The 20,346-nt window shown below is 74.6% G+C and carries 1 protein-coding gene; it reads left to right on the forward strand.

Annotated elements, in window-relative coordinates; translation table 11 throughout:
• Window positions 1–103: 103 nt before the first annotated feature.
• Window positions 104–20,302 carry a type I polyketide synthase gene (locus ACTMVF_RS18070; protein ID WP_441272069.1) on the forward strand — a complete coding sequence of 6,733 codons (20,199 nt, stop codon included), beginning with the start codon at window positions 104–106 and terminating at the stop codon, window positions 20,300–20,302.
• Window positions 20,303–20,346 lie beyond the last annotated feature (44 nt).

Raw genomic sequence — 20,346 nt, forward strand, 5'->3', positions numbered from 1 at the left:
CCGCACGGACGACCGGCCGTTTTTCTGAGGAAATCGCTACTGGGTTGGCTGCTGCAATGGCGGTCGGACGACTTCGGATGACTGCGGACGACGGAGCTGATGGATGAACACCTCCAGCGAGAAGGTTGTCGAGGCACTGCGCGCCGCGATGAAGGACGCGGAGCGGCTGCGCAGGCAGAACCGGCAACTGGTCGCCGCCGCCACCGAGCCGGTCGCGATCGTCGGCATGGCCTGCCGCTTCCCGGCCGGCATCGACTCCCCGGAACAGCTGTGGGAGCTCGTGGCCGCCGGGCGCGACGCCATCACCGGCTTCCCCACCAACCGGGGCTGGGACATCGCCTCGCTGCTGGGCGGCGAGGTCGACGAGCGCGGCAACAGCCTGAGCGTCCAGGGCGGCTTCCTGCCCGCCCTCGCCGAGTTCGACCCCGGCTTCTTCGGCATCTCGCCGCGCGAAGCGGTCACCATGGACCCGCAGCAACGGCTGCTCCTCGAGACTTCCTGGGAGGCCATCGAACGCGCGGGCATCGACCCGACCACCCTGCGCGGCTCCCGCACCGGCGTGTTCGTCGGCACCAACGGCCAGGACTACCAACACCTGCTGATCCGCGGCCTCGACGACGCCACCGGCGACGTCGGCACCGGCATCGCCGCCTCCGCCGAGTCCGGCCGCATCTCCTACGCCCTCGGCCTGGAGGGCCCCACCGTCACCGTCGACACCGCCTGCTCGTCCTCGCTGGTGTCACTGCACCTCGCCGTGCACGCCCTGCGCGCCGGAGAGTGCACCCTGGCGCTCGCCGGCGGCGTCAACGTGATGTGCACGCCCGGTTCGCTCGTCGAGTTCAGCCGCGCCGGTGGCCTCGCGCGCGACGGCCGCTGCAAGGCGTTCTCCGACGACGCCGACGGCACCGGCTGGTCCGAGGGCGTCGGCATGCTGATGCTGGAACGCCTCTCCGACGCCATCGCCCACGGGCACCCGGTGCTCGCCGTGGTGCGCGGCAGCGCGGTCAACTCCGACGGCGCCTCCAACGGCTTCACCGCCCCCAACGGCCGTGCCCAGCAGCGCGTCATCCGCCAGGCCCTGGACCGCGCCGGGGTGGCCGCCGCCGAGGTGGACGTCGTCGAGGCCCACGGCACCGGCACCCCCCTCGGCGACCCCATCGAGGCCCGCAGCCTCCTCGCCACCTACGGCCAGGACCGTGACGTACCGCTCTACCTGGGCTCCGTGAAGTCCAACATCGGGCACACCCAGGCCGCCGCCGGTGTCGCCGGTGTCATCAAGATGGTCATGGCCATGCGCCACGGCGTCGTGCCGCGGACTCTGCACGTCTCGCGACCGTCCACACACATCGACTGGGACACCGGTTCGGTGCAGCTGGCCACCACCGACACCGAGTGGCCCACCACGGACCATCCGCGCCGCGCCGCCGTCTCGTCCTTCGGCGTCAGCGGCACCAACGCACACGTGATCCTGGAGCAGGCGCCCGCGGCGGACGTCCCTGAGCCCGCGGCTCGCCCTGCGCACGCGGTGCCGTGGATCGTCTCGGCCAAGTCCGATGAGGCGTTGAGCGAGCAGGTCGGGGCGCTGCGGGGTATCGAGGGCGACGCGGCCGACATCGGCTTCTCCCTGGCGACCACGCGGTCGTTGTTCGAGCACCGGGCCGTGCTGCTGGACGGCGAGGAGATAGCCAGGGGAGTGGCGGGCGGCGTGAAGCCGACGGCCGTGCTCTTTTCCGGGCAGGGGTCTCAACGGCTCGGCATGGGGCGGGAGTTGTACGAGCGGTTCCCGGTCTTCGCCGAGGCACTGGACGCCGTACTGGCTCATCTCGACCCGGCGCTGCGGGACGTGATGTGGGGCGAGGACGAGGAAGCCCTGAACCGGACCGGTTGCACGCAACCGGCGTTGTTCGCCTTCGAAGTCGCGCTGTACCGGCTGGCCGAGTCCTTCGGCGTGCAGGCGGAGAGCCTTGCCGGTCATTCGATCGGTGAGATCGCGGCGGCGCATGTGGCGGGTGTCCTCAGCCTGGAGGACGCGGCGAAGCTGGTGTCGGCGCGGGCGGCGCTGATGCAGGCGCTGCCGCCCGGGGGCGCGATGGTGGCGATCGAGGCCACCGAAGAGGAAGTCGCCGCGCAGCTCACCGAGTTGGTGTCGATAGCGGCCGTGAACGGCCACTCCTCAGTGGTGATCGCGGGTGACGAGGCTGCAGTCGAGCGGATCGCCGAAGTCTTCGGTGACCGCCGGACCAAGCGGCTGAAGGTCTCCCACGCCTTCCACTCGCCGCTGATGGAGCCGATGCTGGACGACTTCCGTGCCGCCATCGCCGGGCTGACATTCCGGGAGCCGCAGATCCCGATCGTGACCAGCGGCGATGTGACCGACCCGGAGTACTGGGTCCGCCACGTCCGCGAGACGGTCCGCTTCCACGACCACGTCACCGCCCTCGGTGCGAAGGCGTTCCTGGAGATCGGCCCGGACAGCGTCCTGTCCGCGATGGCCGCCGCCGCGGGCGCGTTCGCCGTCCCCGCGCAGCGCAAGAACCTCGACGAGCCCACCGCCTTCGTCACCGCCCTGGCCCGCCTGCACGTGACAGGCACCGCCGTCGACTGGACGCCGTTCTACGAGGGCGGCCGCCGCACAGACCTCCCCACCTACCCCTTCCAACGGCAGCGCTACTGGCCGTCGGTGTCGGTCAGCGCCGGTGACGCCCACGGACTGGGGCTCGCGCCCGCCGACCACCCCCTGCTCGGCGCCGCCATGACCGTCGCCGGGTCCGGGGAGCTGATCCTGACCGGGCGGTTGTCGCGGGCGACGCACCCGTGGCTGGCGGACGCGCCGCTGTTCCCCAGTGCCGGGGTGGTCGAGCTGGCGTTGCGTGCGGCGGACCAGGTCGGCTGCGAGCGGATCGAGGAACTCACCACGGTCGCCCCGCTGGTGCTGCCCGAGGCGGCGCCCGTGCAGGTGCAGTTGTGGGTCGGACGGCCGGACTCGGACGGGCGGCGGGAGCTGCGGTTCCACTCGCGGCTCGGCGAGGGCGGTTGGATCGAGCACGCCACGGGCGTGCTCGCGCCCGGGGAGCGGACCGAGCGGTTCGACGGCTCCGTGTGGCCGCCGCGGGGCGCCAAGGTCGTCGGCATCGACGGCTTCTACGACGACACCGACCACGGCGAGGCGTTCCAGGGCCTCAGGGCGGTCTGGCGGCGCGGTGACGAGGTGTTCGCCGAGGTAGCCCTGCCCGGCGAGGCCAAGGGGTTCGGCATCCATCCCGCGCTGCTCGACGCCGCCGTGCACGCCGCCGCCCACCTGGGCCTCGACGGCGTGGCCACCCACTGGCAGGACGTCAGCCTGCACGCCTCGGGCGCCGCCGTGCTGCGCGTGCGACTGACGGCGAACGACGGTGGGATCACGCTCGCCGCCGCCGACCCGGCCGGCGCGCCCGTGCTCTCCGCCGCCCGTGTCACGGTCGAGGAGGTCGGCGAACTCGCCGCGCGCACCGACGCGGACTCGCTGTTCCGGCTCGACTGGGTGCCCCAGGAGGTGCCGGAGCCCGGCGGGGAGCGCTGGGCGCTGCTCGGGGAGGACGCCTTCGGGCTCGACGTGCGGGACTTCGTGTCGTCGTCGGCGGACGGGGCCGACCCGGACGTGAACAACGACCCGGACGTGGTCCTCGTACCCCTCATGGGGGAGCCCGGGCCCGAGTCCGCACACGCACTCGCCGCGCGGACGCTGGAGATCGTCCAGGAGTGGCTGCCGACGAGGGCGCGCCTGGTGTTCGTGACGCGTGGCGCGGTGTCCGGCGAGGACGTGTCGGCGGGCGCCGTGTGGGGCTTGGTGCGCTCGGCGCAGTCGGAGCACCCGGGCCGGTTCCTGCTCGTCGACCTCGACGGGTCGGCGGAGTCGGCCGCCGTCCTGCCGGGTCTCCCCGCGCTCATCGACGCCGGTGAGACACAGGTCGTGGTGTACGACGGCGAGCTGCGCGTTGGCCGGCTGGCCAAGGCTCCCCGGTACGAGGGCGAGGCTCCCGACTGGACCGGCACCGTCCTGGTCACCGGCGGCACCGGCGGGCTCGGCGCGATCATGGCGCGGCACCTCGTGGAGCGCGGCGCCCGCAAGCTGCTGCTGGTCAGCAGGCGAGGGCAGGACGCGCCCGGGGCGGCGGAGCTGCGGGCCGAACTCGTCGCGCAGGGTGCGGAGGTGACCGTACGGTCCTGCGACGTCGGCGACCGCGAGGCGCTGGCCGCGCTGCTGGCCGACGTCGACGACCTCCGTGCCGTCGTCCACACGGCGGGCGTGCTCGACGACGGCGTCATCGGCTCGCTGACCGCGGACCGGCTCGATACCGTGCTGCGGCCCAAGGCCGACGCGGCCTGGCATCTGCACGAACTGACCCGGGACAAGGACCTCGCGGCGTTCGTCCTGTACTCGTCGGTGTCCGGCCTGCTCGGCGCCGCCGGGCAGGCCAACTACGCGGCGGGCAACACCTACCTGGACGCGCTCGCCGTGCACCGCCGCTCCCTCGGCCTGCCCGCGCTGTCGCTGGCGTGGGGCGCCTGGGACTCCGGCGCCGGCATGACCGCCACCCTGGACGCCACCGCCCTGCGCCGGATGCCCGTGCTGTCCGTCGCCCAGGGCCTGGCCCTGTTCGACGCAGCGCTGCGCTCCGACGAGCCGCTGCTCGCGCCCCTGGCCCCCGGCGCCTCCGGCGGCAGCGGCCCCGTACCGGCGCTGCTGCGCGGACTCACCCGCACCGGGCGCCGCGTCGCCGCCACCGCGTCCGGCGACACCGCCCAGCGGCTCGCCGGGCTGGCCGGCGAGGAACGGCAGCGGCTGCTGCTCGACCTCGTGCGCACCGAGGCCGCCAAGGTCATCGGGTACGACTCCGCCGACGCAGTGGGCGCGGAGAAGGAGTTCCGCGCGCTCGGCTTCGACTCGCTCACCGCGATCGAGCTGCGCAACGCCCTCACCGCGGAGACCGGGCTCGCCCTGCCCGCGACCCTGATCTTCGACTATCCGACCCCGACCGCGCTGGCCGACCACCTGCTGGCCGAACTCCTCGGTGAGAGCGGCGCGTTGGAGGCGGTGGCGCAGGACGTCGCCGACGCCGACGACCCGATCGTGATCGTCGGCATGGGCTGCCGTTTCCCCGGGGGAGTGCGCTCGCCCGAGGAGCTGTGGCGGCTGCTGTACGACGGCGAGGACGCCATCTCCGGCTTCCCCACGGACCGCGGCTGGGAGCAGGACGCCCTCGCGGCGGGCGGCACGGGCGAGGGCGGATTCCTGTACGGGGCCGCCGAGTTCGACGCCGGATTCTTCGGCATCTCCCCGCGCGAGGCCCTCGCCATGGACCCGCAGCAGCGCCAGCTGCTGGAGGTGGCGTGGGAGGCGGTCGAGCACGCCGGCATCGACGCCGCCACCCTGCGCGGCACCAGGACCGGTGTGTTCGTCGGCACCAACGGCCAGGACTACACGAACCTCGTCCTGCGAGCGCGCGGCGACATCGAGGGCCATGCGAGCACGGGCCTCGCCGCCGCCGTGATCTCCGGCCGCCTGTCGTACGTGTTCGGCTTCGAGGGGCCCGCCCTCACCGTCGACACCGCCTGCTCGTCGTCGCTGGTCGCCCTGCACCTCGCGGCGCAGTCCCTGCGCTCCGGGGAGTCCACACTCGCCCTGGTCGGCGGTGTCACGGTCATGTCGACGCCGATGAACTTCGCCGGCTTCAATGCCCAGGGCGGCCTCGCGGCCGACGCCCGCTGCCGTGCCTTCTCCGACGACGCCGACGGCACGGGCTGGTCCGAGGGCGTCGGCATCGTCGTACTCGAACGGCAGTCGGATGCGCTGCGCAACGGGCATCGGATCCTGGCCGTGGTGCGCGGGTCGGCCGTCAACCAGGACGGTGCGTCCAACGGGCTCACGGCGCCGAACGGTCCGGCGCAGCAGCGGGTGATCCGGCAGGCGCTGGCGAACGCCGGGTTGTCCGCGACGGACGTGGACGCCGTGGAGGCGCACGGCACCGGCACCCGGCTCGGCGACCCGATCGAGGCACAGGCGCTGCTCGCCGCCTACGGACGCGACCGCGAGACGCCGCTGTACCTGGGCGCCGTCAAGTCCAACCTGGGGCACACCCAGGCGGCGGCGGGTGTCGCCGGTGTCATCAAGACGGTCCTGGCGCTGCGGCACGGGGTGCTGCCCAGGACGCTGCACGTGACCGAGCCGTCCTCGCACGTCGACTGGTCGGCGGGCGCGGTCTCGCTGCTCACCGACAACACCTCGTGGCCGCAGGCGGACCGGCCGCGCCGGGCGGGCGTCTCCTCGTTCGGCCTCAGCGGCACCAACGCGCACATCATCCTGGAGCAGGGCCCCGCCGAACCCGCCGCCCCGGCCGCCGGGCCCCGCACGGAACCGGTGCCATGGCTCGTCTCCGCCAAGTCCGAGGCGGCGCTGCGGGCCCAGGTCGAGCAGGTGCGCGCGCTGACGGGCGACGACCCCGTCGACATCGGGCACTCGCTTGCTGCCTCCCGGTCCCTGTTCGAGCACCGGGCGGTGCTGCTCGACGGCACGGAACTGGCCTCCGGCGTCGCCGCCGACCGGTCTCTCGCCGTGCTGTTCTCGGGACAGGGCGCCCAACGCCTCGGCATGGGGCAGGAGTTGTACGCACGGCAGCCGGTTTTCGCCGCCGCGCTGGACGAGGTGCTGGCCCGGCTCGACCCGGCGGTCCGCGAGGTCATGTGGGGGGACGACGAGGCGGCGCTGAACCGGACCGGGCACACCCAGCCCGCCCTGTTCGCCGTCGAGGTCGCCCTCTACCGGTTGATCGAGTCCTACGGGGTCAGGCCGCGGCTGCTGGCCGGGCACTCCGTCGGCGAGATCGCCGCCGCCCATGTCGCCGGGGTGCTCGACCTGGCCGACGCGGCCCGGCTCGTCACCGCCCGCTCCCGGCTGATGGAGGCGCTGCCCGTCGGCGGCGCGATGATCGCGATCCGGGCCACCGAACAGGAGGTCCTGCCGCACCTCACCCCCGAGGTGTCGATCGCCGCGGTCAACGGCCCCAACTCCGTGGTCGTGGCCGGAGTCGAGACCGAGGCGGCGCGGGTCGCGGCCCACTTCGAGGGCATCGGGCGCAAGGCGACGCGGCTGCGGGTGTCCCACGCGTTCCACTCGCCGCTCATGGACCCCATGCTTGAGGACTTCCGCGCCGCGATCGCCGACCTGACGTTCCGGGAGCCGAGCATCCCGGTCGTGACCAGCGGCGACGTCACCGATCCCGAGTACTGGGTGCGCCATGTGCGCGACGCGGTCCGCTTCCACGACAACGTCGTACGGCTGCGGGAGCGGGGCGCGACGGCGTTCCTGGAGGTCGGCCCCGACGGCGTGCTGTCCGCGCTGGTCGAGGACGCGGTGCCGGTGCTGCGCCGGGACCGCGACGAGGCGACCGCGCTGCTCACCGCCCTCGCCCGGCTGCACGTCAGCGGCGTCGAGGTCGACTGGTCGCCCTGCTACCCCGGCGGGCGCCTCGTCGACCTGCCGACCTATCCGTTCCAGCACGAGCGGTACTGGCCCGAGACCGCCGACGCCGGGGCGATGGTGCAGGACCCGGCCGACGCCGCGTTCTGGGCCGCCGTGGAGAGCGCGGACGTCGCCTCCCTGTCCGCGACCCTCGGCCTCGACGCCGACACCCTCGACGGCGTGCTGCCCGCGCTGTCCGCGTGGCGCGGCCGGCGCAAGGCCCGCTCCACCGTGGACTCCTGGCTGCACCGCGAGACCTGGCAGCCCGTCACCGGACTCACCCCCGCCACGGGCCCCTGGCTGGTCGCCGTGCCGCAGCGCGTGGCCGACGACCCGTGGGCCGACGCCGTCGTCACCGTCCTCGGCGATGCCACCCGCCTGGATGTCCCGGCGGCGGCCGACCGTGCCCAACTCGCCGCGCTGCTCTCGGAGTTCGACACGAGCCGATGCGCCGGCGTCGTCTCCTTGATGGCGCTCGACGACCCGGGCGACCAGACCCCGGCCGTCGCCACCGCCACCCTCCTCCAAGCCCTCGGTGACGCCGGGATCACCGCGCCCCTGTGGGCCGTGACCCGCGCGGCGGTGTCCGTCGGCCGCACCGACCCCGTCGCCCACCCGTGGCAGGCCGGCGTCTGGGGACTCGGCCGGGTCGCCGCCCTGGAACACCCCGGGCGCTGGGGCGGCCTCGTCGACCTGCCCGAAGAGCTCGACGAACGCGCCGTACGGCGCCTGCTGACCGTCCTCGGCTCGACCGAGGACCAGGTCGCCGTACGCGACTCCGGTGTCTTCGGCCGACGTGTCGTCGTGGCGCCGCGCGCACCCGGCGGCCCCGAGTGGGAGCCCTCCGGCACCGTGGTCGTCACCGGCGGCACCGGCGCCCTCGGCCGCCACGTCGCCCGCGACCTCGCCGCCCGGGGCGCCGCCCGCGTCGTCCTGCTCAGCCGCCGGGGCCCGGACGCGCCCGGCGCCGCCGAGCTCCGCGCGGAACTGGGCGGACTCGGCGCGGACATCGTGATCGCCGCCTGCGACGCCGCCGACCGCGAGGCCGTCGCCGCGCTGCTGGACGGCATCGACGACCTCACCGCCGTGGTCCACGCCGCCGGTGTCCTCGACGACGGCGTCCTGGAAGGCCTGGCGCCCGAGCGGTTCGCCGACGTCTTCCGCGCCAAGGCGCAGGCCGCGTTCGTCCTCGACGAGCTGACCCGCGCACGCGACCTCGACGCCTTCGTGCTGTTCTCCTCGGTCGCCGGCGCGGTCGGCAACCCCGGGCAGGCCAACTACGCCGCCGCCAACGCCGTCCTCGACGCCCTCGCCCAGCGCCGGCGCGCCGCCGGTCTCGCCGCGACCTCGGTCGCCTGGGGAGCGTGGGCCGGCGACGGCATGGCCGGAGGCGAACGCGCCGCGGCCGCCATCCGGCAGACCGGCGCCACCAGCCTCGACCCCGCCCTCGCGCTCGAAGCCCTGCGGCACGTCGTCGTCGAACCCGCCGCGACCGCCGTCGTCGCCGACTTGCGTCACCCGCAGCTGCTCAGCGCCCTGTTGAGCCTGCGCCCCACCCCGGTCCTCGGCGAACTGCCCGGTGCGCGCGGCGTGCTCGACGCGCTCGACGCCGCACGGCGCGACAGCGAGTCCGCCGGCGCCGCCCTGCGCGGCAGCCTGCGCGCCCTGCCCGACGGCGAACGCATCGCACCCGTACTGGACTTGGTGCGTACCCGGGCGGCGGCCGTGCTCGGCCACTCCGGCAAGGAGGCCGTCGCCGCGGACAAGGCGTTCCGCGACATCGGGTTCGACTCGCTCACCGCCGTCGAACTGCGGGGCCAGCTCACCGAGGTCACCGGGCTCGCGCTGCCCGCCGGGCTCGTCTTCGACCATCCCAGCCCCCGCGCGCTCGCCGAGTTCCTACTTGGCGAACTCCTCGGCACCGGGGCCGATCCGGCCGCCGCCGACCTGGCCGACAGCGAAGTGGTCCGCACCACGGACGACATCGCCATCGTGGGCATGGCCTGCCGCTTCCCCGGCGGCATCGACTCGCCCGAGGACCTGTGGACGCTGCTCGTCGAGGGACGGGACGCGATCACCGAGTTCCCGGCCGACCGCGGCTGGGACCTCGGCGCCCTCGCCAGCTCCACCGGACGCGGCGGATTCCTCACCGGCGTCGCGGACTTCGACCCCGCCTTCTTCGGCATCTCGCCCCGCGAGGCCCTCGCCATGGACCCGCAGCAACGGCTGCTCCTCGAAACGTCGTGGGAGGCGGTCGAACGCGCCGGCGTCGACCCCGGCTCGCTGCGCGGCAGCCGCACCGGCGTGTTCTACGGCACCAACGGGCAGGACTACCAGCACGTCGTGATGGCCTCCGACGAGGACCTGGAGGGCCACGCCGGCACCGGGCTCGCGGCCAGCGTGATCTCCGGGCGCGTCTCCTACGCGCTGGGCCTCGAAGGGCCCGCCGTCACCGTCGACACCGCATGCTCCTCGGCGCTGGTCGCGCTGCACCTCGCCGCGCAGGCACTGCGGGCCGGTGAGTGCTCGCTCGCGTTCGCCGGCGGGGTGACCGTGATGGCGACGCCGACCAGCTTCTCCGGGTTCTCCCGGCAGGGCGGGCTCGCCCCGGACGGCCTGTGCAAGGCGTTCTCCGACGACGCCGACGGCACCGGCTGGTCCGAGGGCGTGGGCGTCCTCGTCGTGGAGCGGCTCTCCGACGCGGTGGCTGCCGGGCACCCGGTCCTCGCCGTCGTACGCGGCTCCGCCTTCAACCAGGACGGCGCCTCCAACGGCCTCACGGCGCCGAACGGTCCGTCGCAGCAGCGCGTCATCCGGCAGGCGCTGGCCAGCGGCGGACTGCGGCCCGCCGACGTGGACGCCGTCGAGGCGCACGGCACCGGAACCACCCTCGGCGACCCCATCGAGGCCCAGGCCCTCATCGCCGCCTACGGCCACGACCGGCCCGCCGACCGGCCGCTGCGGCTCGGCTCCGTCAAGTCGAACCTGGGGCACACGCAGGCGGCGGCGGGCGCGGCCGGCGTCATCAAGACGGTGCTGGCGCTGCGGCACGGCGTGCTGCCCCGGACCCTCCACGTCACCGAACCGTCGTCGCACATCGACTGGTCCACCGGCGCCGTATCGCTCCTGACCGAGACCACGGACTGGCCCGCGACCGGCGGCCGGCCGCGCCGCGCCGGCGTCTCCTCCTTCGGCATCAGCGGCACCAACGCGCACGTGATCCTGGAGGAGGCACCCGCCCGGGAACGGCCCGCCCCCGAGGCGCCCGCCGCCCGCCAGGGCGCCGCGCCCGCCCCCGAGCATGCGCCACCGGCCCCGTGGATCGTCTCCGCGAAGTCCCCCGCCTCGCTCCGCGCCCAGGTCGAGAAGACGGCCCAACTCCCGGGCGACCCCGCCGACATCGGGTACTCGCTGGTCACCTCCCGGACCCTGTTCGAGCACCGCGCGGTGCTCCTCGACGGCGCCGAGATCGCCTCCGGCGTGGCGGCCGAGCAGACCCTCGCCGTTCTGTTCTCCGGGCAGGGCTCCCAGCGTCTCGGCATGGGCCGCGAGCTGTACGAGCGGTTCCCGGTCTTCGCCACCGCCCTGGACGACGTACTCGTCCACCTCGACCCGGCGCTCCGCGACGTCATCTGGGGCGACGACGCGGAGGCACTGAACCGCACCGGGAACACCCAGCCCGCGCTGTTCGCCGTCGAAGTCGCCCTGTACCGGCTCCTGGAGTCCTTCGGCGTCCGGCCCGCGCTCCTCGCCGGCCACTCCATCGGCGAGATCGCCGCGGCCCATGCCGCCGGGGTGCTGTCGCTCGCCGACGCCGCCGAACTGGTCACCGCCCGCTCCGCCCTCATGGACGCGCTGCCGCCCGGCGGCGCGATGGTCGCCGTACAGGCCACCGAGGCCGAGGTCGTCCCGCACCTCACCGCGAACGTCTCGGTCGCCGCCGTCAACGGGCCCGACTCCGTCGTCATCGCGGGCGACGAGCACGAGGCGCTGCGCATCGCCGAACGGTGGAAGCACAAGCGGCTGAAGGTGTCGCACGCCTTCCACTCCCCGCTGATGGACCCGATGCTCGACGACTTCCGTACGGCTCTCGCCGGGCTCTCCTTCCACGAGCCCGCGATCCCGCTGTTCACCAGCGGCGATGTCACCGACCCCGAGTACTGGGTCGCCCACGTCCGGGACGCGGTGCGGTTCGCCGACAACGTGGACCGGCTGCGCGCGGCGGGCGCCACCAGGTTCCTGGAGGTCGGGCCCGACGGCGTGCTGTCGGTCCTCGTCGACGGTGCCGTGCCCGCGCTGCGCAGGGACCGTCCCGAGGCGACCGCCCTGGCCACCGCCCTCGCCCGGCTGCACGTCGACGGCGTGCCCGTCGACTGGGCGCCGTGGTTCCCGCAGGGCCGCCTCGTCGACCTGCCCACCTACGCCTTCGACCACCAGCGCTTCTGGCCCCGCGCCTCCGTCGGCGGCCGCGCAGGCGACCCCACCGCTTACGGGCTGGCCCCGGGCGGCCACCCGCTGCTCGGCGCCTCGGTGTCCGTCGCCGGCACCGACGAACTGGTGCTGTCGGGCCGGCTGTCCCCGGCGCTCCAACCGTGGCTCGCCGACCATGTCGTCGGCGGGGCGGTGCTGTTCCCCGGCACCGGGTTCCTGGACCTCGCCATCCGCGCCGGCGATGTCACCGGCTGCGACCGCGTGGACGGACTCACCATCGTCGTACCCCTGGTCCTGCCCGAACGCGACGCCGTGCCCGTCCAGGTCCGCGTCGGCGCCCCCGACGACAGCGGCCGGCGCGCGGTGAGCGTCCACTCCCGCCCGACCGGCTCCGACACCTGGGTCCAGCACGCGAGCGGCACCCTCGCCGAGGGCCCGCACCAGGCCGCCCTCGACACCGCGCAATGGCCGCCCGCCGGAGCCCACCCCGTCGACCTGGACGGCTTCTACGACACCCTGGGCGAGGCCGGCCTGTCCTACGGGCCGGTGTTCCGGGGCCTGAAGGCCGCCTGGCGCGCGGGCGGCGACGTCTACGTCGAGGTCGCGCTGCCCGACGACGCCGAGGACACGGCCCGGTTCGGTGTGCACCCTGCCCTGCTGGACTCCGCCCTGCACGCCATCACGTTCGTCGAGGGCGCGGGCCAGGGCCTGCCCTTCGAGTGGAACGGCGTGTCCCTGCACGCCATCGGCCCGTCGCGGCTACGCGTACGGCTGTCACCCGCCGGTGGCGACGCCGTCTCCGTCACCGCGGTCGACGCCGAGGGCGCCCCGGTCCTGTCGGCCAAGTCCCTCGTGGTGCGCAGACCGTCCACCGAACGGCCCGCACCCGGCGCCGACCTGCGCGACTCCCTGTTCCGCGTCGAGTGGACCCGCATACCGCTCCCCGACGCGGATGCCGAAGCCGCCGACGTACGGATCGTCGAGGTCACCGGCGGCACCGACGCGGCCTGCGCGCACACCGAGACCGCCCGGGTGCTGGAGCTCCTCCAACAGGCCGACCAGCGCACGGTGTTCGTGACCCGCGGAGCCGCCGCCATCGGCGACGAACCCGTCACCGACCTCGGCGCAGCCGCCGTGTGGGGCCTGGTGCGCAGCGCCCAGGCCGAGAACCCCGGCCGGTTCCTGCTCGTCGACCTCGATGCCGGCGGCGAGCTCAGCCCCGGCATGCTGGTCAGCGAGGAACAGCAGCTGATCGTGCGCGACGGCGTCACCTACGCCGGCCGACTCGCCCGGATCGCCGGCGGACCGTCCCTCGTGCCGCCCGTGGGCGTGCCGTGGCGGCTCGACACCACCGCCAAGGGCAGCGTCGACGCGCTGACCCTCGCCCCCTGCCCCGAGGTCGCCGAACCCCTCACCGGCCGGCAGGTGCGCGTCGCCATCCGCGCGGCCGGCCTCAACTTCCGCGACGTCCTCAACGCACTCGGCATGTACCCGGGCGAGGCGGGCTCGTTCGGCGCCGAGGCGGCGGGCGTCGTCGTCGAGACCGGCCCCGAGGTGACCGGGCTGCGACCCGGCGACCCGGTCTTCGGCATGCTGTTCGGCGGCATGGCCCCGCTCGGCGTCATCGACGAGCGCTACCTCACGCGGCTCCCCGACGGCTGGACCTTCGAACAGGGCGCCTCCGTACCGCTGGTGTTCCTCACCGCGTACTACGCCCTCGTCGAACTCGGCCAGGTCCGCCCCGGCGAGAAGGTGCTCGTCCACGCCGGTGCCGGCGGCGTCGGCATGGCGGCCGTCCAGGTCGCCCGGCACCTCGGTGCCGAGGTCTTCGCCACCGCGAGCGAGGGCAAGTGGGACGTGCTGCGCGGCCTCGGCCTCGACGACGACCACATCGCCTCCTCCCGCGACACCGCGTTCGAGACCAAGTTCGCCCAGGCCGGTCGGTCCAGTCGGTCCAGTCGGTCCGGCCAGGGCATCGACGTCGTACTCAACGCGCTGACCGGCGAGTTCATCGACGCCTCGCTGCGCCTGCTCGGCGCGGGCGGCCGGTTCCTGGAGATGGGCAAGACCGACCTGCGCGAGGACCCGCCCGGCATCGCCTACCGGCCCTTCGACCTCGGCGAGGCCCACCCCGACCACATCCAGCGGATGCTGCTCGCCCTCGTCGAGCTGTTCGACCAGGGTGTCCTGGAGCCGCTGCCGATCAGCACCTGGGACGTACGGCGGGCCCGGGACGCGTTCCGGTACATGAGCCGCGCCCAGCACATCGGCAAGATCGTCATCACCGTGCCGGGCGGCTGGGACCCCGACGGCACGGTCCTGATCACCGGCGGCACCGGCGGGCTCGGCGCGGAACTCGCCCGCCACCTCGTCGAGCGCGGTGCCCGCAGGCTGCTGCTGCTCAGCCGACGCGGTCTGGATGCGCCCGGCGCGCTGGAGCTGCAGGCCGAACTGCTGGCCCACGGCGCCGACGTCACCGTCGCCGCGTGCGACGCCGCCGACCGGGACGCGCTCGCGGCCGTCCTGGACGGCGTGGACGACCTCACCGCGGTCGTCCACACGGCCGGTGTGCTGGACGACGGCGTGATCGCCTCGCTCACCCCGGACCGGCTCGGCGCGGTGCTGCGGCCCAAGGCGGACGCCGCCTGGAACCTGCACGAGCTGACCCGGGACAAGGACCTCGCGGCGTTCGTCCTGTACTCGTCGGTGTCCGGCGTGCTCGGCACCGCGGGGCAGGGCAACTACGCGGCGGGCAACGCCTTCCTCGACGCCCTCGCCCAGTACCGGCGCTCGCTCGGGCTGCCCGCGCTCTCCCTCGCGTGGGGCGCGTGGAGTTCCGAGGCCGGCATGACCCGCACGATGGACGCGGCGGCGCTGGAGCGGCTGGAGAAGTCCAGCATGCCGCCGATGCCCCTGGAGCACGGCCTCGCCCTGTTCGACGCGGCGACCGCGGTCGACGAACCGCTGCTGGTGCCGGCCCGCGTCATCACCGGCACCGTCACCACCGGCTTCGTGCCGCCGCTGCTGCGCAACCTGCTGCGGGGCCGCCGTACGGCCACCTCGGGCGGCACGGCGGCAGGGGCGCTGCGGCGCCTCGACGACGCCCGCCCCGCCGACCGGGTGCGCGCCCTCGTCGACGTGGTGCGCGGCGAGGCGGCAGCGGTGCTCGGGCACGCCTCGCCGGACGCCGTGGACGCCGACCGCGAGTTCCGCGCCCTCGGCTTCGACTCGCTCACCTCGGTGGAACTGCGCAACCGCCTCGGCGCGGCGACCGGCCTGACCCTGCCCGCGACCCTGGTGTTCGACTACCCGACCCCGCAGGCACTCGGCGAGTACCTGGTCGCCGAGGTGTTCGGCGGCCCGGCAGGCGCCGACGAGCCCGACCTGCCGTCCGTCGCGGCACGGCACGACGGCGAGGCGATCGCGATCGTCGGCATCGCCTGCCGCTTCCCCGGCGGCGTCGACGGCCCCGAGGACCTGTGGGAGCTGGTCGCCCAGGGCCGTGACGCGATCACGCCGTTCCCCACCGACCGGGGCTGGGACGAGAACCTGGTCGGCGAGGGCGCCGGCCGCAGCGTCACCGGACAGGGCGGCTTCATCGAGGGCATCGCCGACTTCGACGCCGCGTTCTTCGGCATCTCGCCCCGCGAGGCCGTGTCCATGGACCCGCACCAGCGCCTCGTCCTGGAGACCTCCTGGGAGGCCCTGGAGCGCACCGGCATCGACCCGGTGGCGCTGCGCGGCACCCGTACCGGCGTCTACATCGGCGCCTCCGGGCAGGACTACGCGCACCTGATGCTCAACTCCGAGCAGTCCCTGGAGGGTTACTCCGGCACCGGCACCTCGCCGAGCGTCATCGCCGGCCGGCTGTCCTACGCGCTGGGCCTCGAAGGCCCGTCGATGACGGTCGACACGGCCTGCTCCTCGGCGCTCGTCTCCCTGCACCTGGCCGTGCAGGCGCTGCGCGGCGGGGAGTGCTCGCTGGCGCTGGCCGGCGGGGTGCAGGTGATGTCGGCGCCCGGCGCGTTCATGGAGTTCAGCCTGCAGAGCGGGCTCGCCCCCGACGGCCGCTGCAAGCCGTTCTCCGACAGCGCGGACGGCACCGCCTGGTCCGAGGGCATCGGCGTGCTCGTCGTCGAGCGGCTCTCCGACGCCGTGCGCAACGGGCACGAGGTGCTCGCCGTCGTACGCGGTTCGGCGATCAACCAGGACGGTGCGTCCAACGGTCTGACCGCGCCCAACGGTCCCTCGCAGCAGCGGGTGATCCGGCAGGCGCTGGCCTCCGCCGGGCTCACCGCCGCCGACGTGGACGCCGTCGAGGCGCACGGCACCGGCACCACCCTCGGCGACCCCATCGAGGCCCAGGCCCTCATCGCCGCCTACGGCCAGGACCGCGACGCCGATCGGCCGCTGCTGCTCGGCTCGATCAAGTCGAACATCGGCCACACCCAGGCCGCCGCCGGCGTCGCCGGGGTGATCAAGATGGTGATGGCGCTGCGCCACGAGGTGCTCCCGAGCACCCTGAACGTCACCGAGCCGACCACCCACGTCGACTGGTCCGCCGGATCGGTGTCCCTGCTCACCGAGGCCACCCCCTGGCCCACCGCGGACCGGCCGCGCCGCGCGGGCGTCTCCTCGTTCGGCCTCAGCGGCACCAACGCGCACGTCATCCTGGAGGAGACGCCGCGGTCCGGCCGGCAGGCGCCGGCCCCCCGCCCCGACACGGCACGACCGCCGACCGCCTGGACCGTCTCCGCCAAGTCCGAAGCGGCGCTGGACGCCCAGCTCACCCGGCTCCGCGCGGTCGAGGCCGACCCGCTCGACGTCGGACTCTCCCTGCTCGACCGGTCCCGGTTCGAGCACCGCGCCGTACTCCTGGACGGCCACGAGATCGCCCGCGGCCGCGCCGGACGGCCCGAACTCGCCGTGCTGTTCTCCGGCCAGGGAGCCCAACGCCTGGGCATGGGACGGGAGTTGTACGACCGGTTCCCGGTGTTCCGTGCCGCGCTGGACGAGGTGCTGGCGCTCCTGGAGCCGGGGCTGCGCGACGTGATCTGGGGCGAGGACGAGGAGGCGCTGAACCGGACCGGGCACACCCAGCCCGCGCTGTTCGCCGTCGAGGTCGCCCTCTACCGGCTCGTCGAGTCCTACGGCGTCCGGCCCGCCTTCGTCGGTGGGCACTCCGTCGGCGAGATCGCCGCCGCGCATGTCGCCGGCGTGCTCACGCTGAAGGACGCGGCCACGCTGGTCACCGCGCGCGCCCGGCTGATGCAGGCGCTGCCCGCGGGCGGCGCGATGATCGCGATCCAGGCGACCGAGGACGAGGTGGCCCGGCTCCTCACCGCGAGCGTCTCGATCGCCGCCGTCAACGGACCCGACTCCGTCGTGCTCGCCGGTGACGAGAGCGAGGCCCGGCAGATCGCCGACGACTTCGCGAAGAACGGGCGGAAGACCAAGCGGCTGCCGGTCAGCCACGCCTTCCACTCGCCGCTGATGGAGCCGATGCTCGACGACTTCCGTGAGCTGCTCGCGGACCTGTCGTTCGCCCCGCCGCAGATCCCCGTGGTGTCCAACCTGACCGGACACCTCGTCACCGGCGACGAGCTGTGCTCGCCGCACTACTGGGTCCGCCACGTCCGTGAGACCGTCCGCTTCGCCGACGGCGTCGCCGCGCTCGAAGCCGCAGGCACGGACACGGTCCTGGAGATAGGTCCCACCGGTGTGCTCTCGGCCCTGATCACCGAGTCCGCCTCCGCCGCGGCGATCCCGCTGCTGCGCGGCGACCGGGACGAACCCACCGCCCTGCTCACCGCACTCGCCCGGCTGCACGTCACGGGCGTGCACGTCGACTGGACGCCCCTGTTCGAGGGCACCGGCGCACGCCGGGTCGCGCTGCCGACGTACGCCTTCCAGCACGAGCGCTACTGGCCGACGCCGCTGCGGCAGACCGGCGACGTGAGCGCCGTCGGTCTCGGCCCCGTCGACCACCCCATCCTCGGCGCCGCCATGGCCGTCGCCGGGGCGGACGCGGTGGTGTTCACCAACCGGCTCCCGGTCGGCTTCCCCGAGACCGCGTTCGCCGAGATCGCGTTCCGCGCCGCCGACCAGGTGGGCCTCGGCACCGTCGAGTCCCTCACCGTCACCGCCCCGCTGACAGCGGGCGTGCTCCAGGTGTGGGTGGGCGCACCCGACGGCGACGGCAAACGGGAGCTGACCGTTCACTCACGCGCCGACGGCGACGGGCCCTGGACTCCGCTCGCCTCCGGCGTCCTCGCACCGGGCGAGCATGTCGCCGACTTCACGGGCGACGGCTGGACGCCCGTCGAACTCCCCGAAGGCGCCGCCGACGCCCAGTTCTACGGCGTGCACCCGGCGCTGCTGGACTGCGCCGTGCGGGACGGCGAGGCGGACCGGGTGCCCCTGGAGTGGCACGGTGTCTCCCTGCACGCCGTCGGCGCCTCGGCGCTGCGCGTGCGGTGGGGCGCGGACGGCTCGTTCGCCGCCGCCGACGGCAACGGAGCGCCGGTCCTCTCCGCCCGGTCGGTCACCTTCGGCGCCCCCCTCGCCGAACGCGCCGCGCAGAAGGACCTGTTCCGGCTCGACTGGGTGCCCGCGCAGCTCGACGCGGCCGGTGCGCCGACCGTGGCACGGGTGACGGACCTCGCCGAGGTCGGCACCACCGTGCCCGACGTGGTCGCCCTCGCCCTGGAGGCCGCCCGCGACGGCGACGTGCCGGGCGAGGCGCACGCGCTCGCCGGGCGCGCCCTGGCCGTCGTACGGGACTTCCTCGAAGACGACCGGTACGCCGACGCCCGCCTGGTGTTCACCACCCGCCCCGGCGACCTCGCGGCGGCCACCGTGTGGGGCCTGGCGCGCTCGGCGCAGTCCGAGAACCCCGGCCGGCTCCTGCTCGTCGAGAGCAACGACCCGGCGGCCGCCCTGCCGCTCGCGCCCGCGCTGCTCGACTCCGGCGAGACCCAGGTCGTCGTACGCGACGGCGAGGTGCTGGTCGGACGGCTCGCCCGGGTCACCGGCGACGGCACACCGCGCGACTGGGACCCGGACGGTACCGTCCTGATCACCGGCGGCCTCGGCGGCCTAGGCGCCGCACTCGCCCGCCACCTGGTGACGCGACGCGGCGTCAGGGACCTGCTGCTCGTATCCCGCCGGGGGCCGGACGCGCCGGAGGCCGAGGCGCTGCGCGCGGAACTCGCTGGATACGGCGCTGAGGTGACCGTCGCCGCGTGCGACGTCGCCGACCGTGCCGAGGTCGCCGAGCTGGTCGCGTCGGTGCCCGCGCTGACGGCGGTGGTGCACACGGCGGGGGTGCTCGACGACTGCGTGATCGGCTCCCTGACCCCCGAACGGCTCGACGCGGTGCTGCGCCCCAAGGTCGACGGCGCCTGGAACCTGCACGAGGCGACCCGCGAGCACCGCTTGGCGGCGTTCGTCCTGTACTCGTCGGTGGCCGGTGTCACCGGCGCCGCCGGACAGGCCAACTACGCGGCGGCCAACGCCTTCCTCGACGCCCTCGCCGCCCACCGGCACGGCCTCGGCCTCGCCGCCACCTCCCTGGCGTGGGGGCCGTGGGCGCAGGACAGCGGCATGACCGCCCACCTCGCCGAGGGCGCCATGGACCGCCTCGGACGCTCCGGGATGCCACCGCTGTCCGAGGCACAGGGCCTCGCGCTGTTCGACGACGCCATCGCCCGCGAGGACGCGCTGCTGGTGCCCGCGCTGATCGCCACCGGTCGCACCGAACGGCCCGTCGAGGTCGCGGCGGTGCTGCGCGGCCTGGTGCGCGGCGGCAAGCGCACCGCAGGCGGCGGCACGACCGGGGCCGCACCCGACCTGGCGGGCCTGCTCGCCGAGCTGCCGCCCGAGGAGGGCGCGAAGTACCTGCTGGACCTGGTGTGCGGACACGCCGCCGGCGTCCTCGGGCACGCCACACCTGCCGCGATCGACGCCGACAAGGAGTTCCGCTCGCTCGGCTTCGACTCGCTCACCGCGGTGGAACTGCGCAACAGCCTGTCGTCGGCGACCGGCCTGAAGCTCGCCGCCACCTTGGTGTTCGACCACCCGACCCCGCAGGAACTCGCCGACCAGCTGGCCGGCGAACTGCTGGGCGCCGCCCCCGAGACCCCGGCGATCACCGCCGAACTCGACCGGCTGGAGGCGGCCCTCGCCGCCGGCACCCACGACGACCTCGCACAGTCGGGCGCCCTGGCCCGGCTGCGCAACCTCCTCGCCCAGTACGGCGGATCCGCCGCGCCCCAGGAGGAGACGGCGGTGGCCGACCGCCTCAGCGCCGCGAGCACCGACGAGGTCCTCGCCTTCATCGACAACGAACTCGGCCGACGTACCGAGAGCTGACCAGGAAGGTTTGCGGCGATGCCGAACGACGAGAAGCTCGTGGA

This window comes from Streptomyces sp. SD31, from assembly GCF_052068475.1.
Taxonomy (GTDB): domain Bacteria; phylum Actinomycetota; class Actinomycetes; order Streptomycetales; family Streptomycetaceae; genus Streptomyces.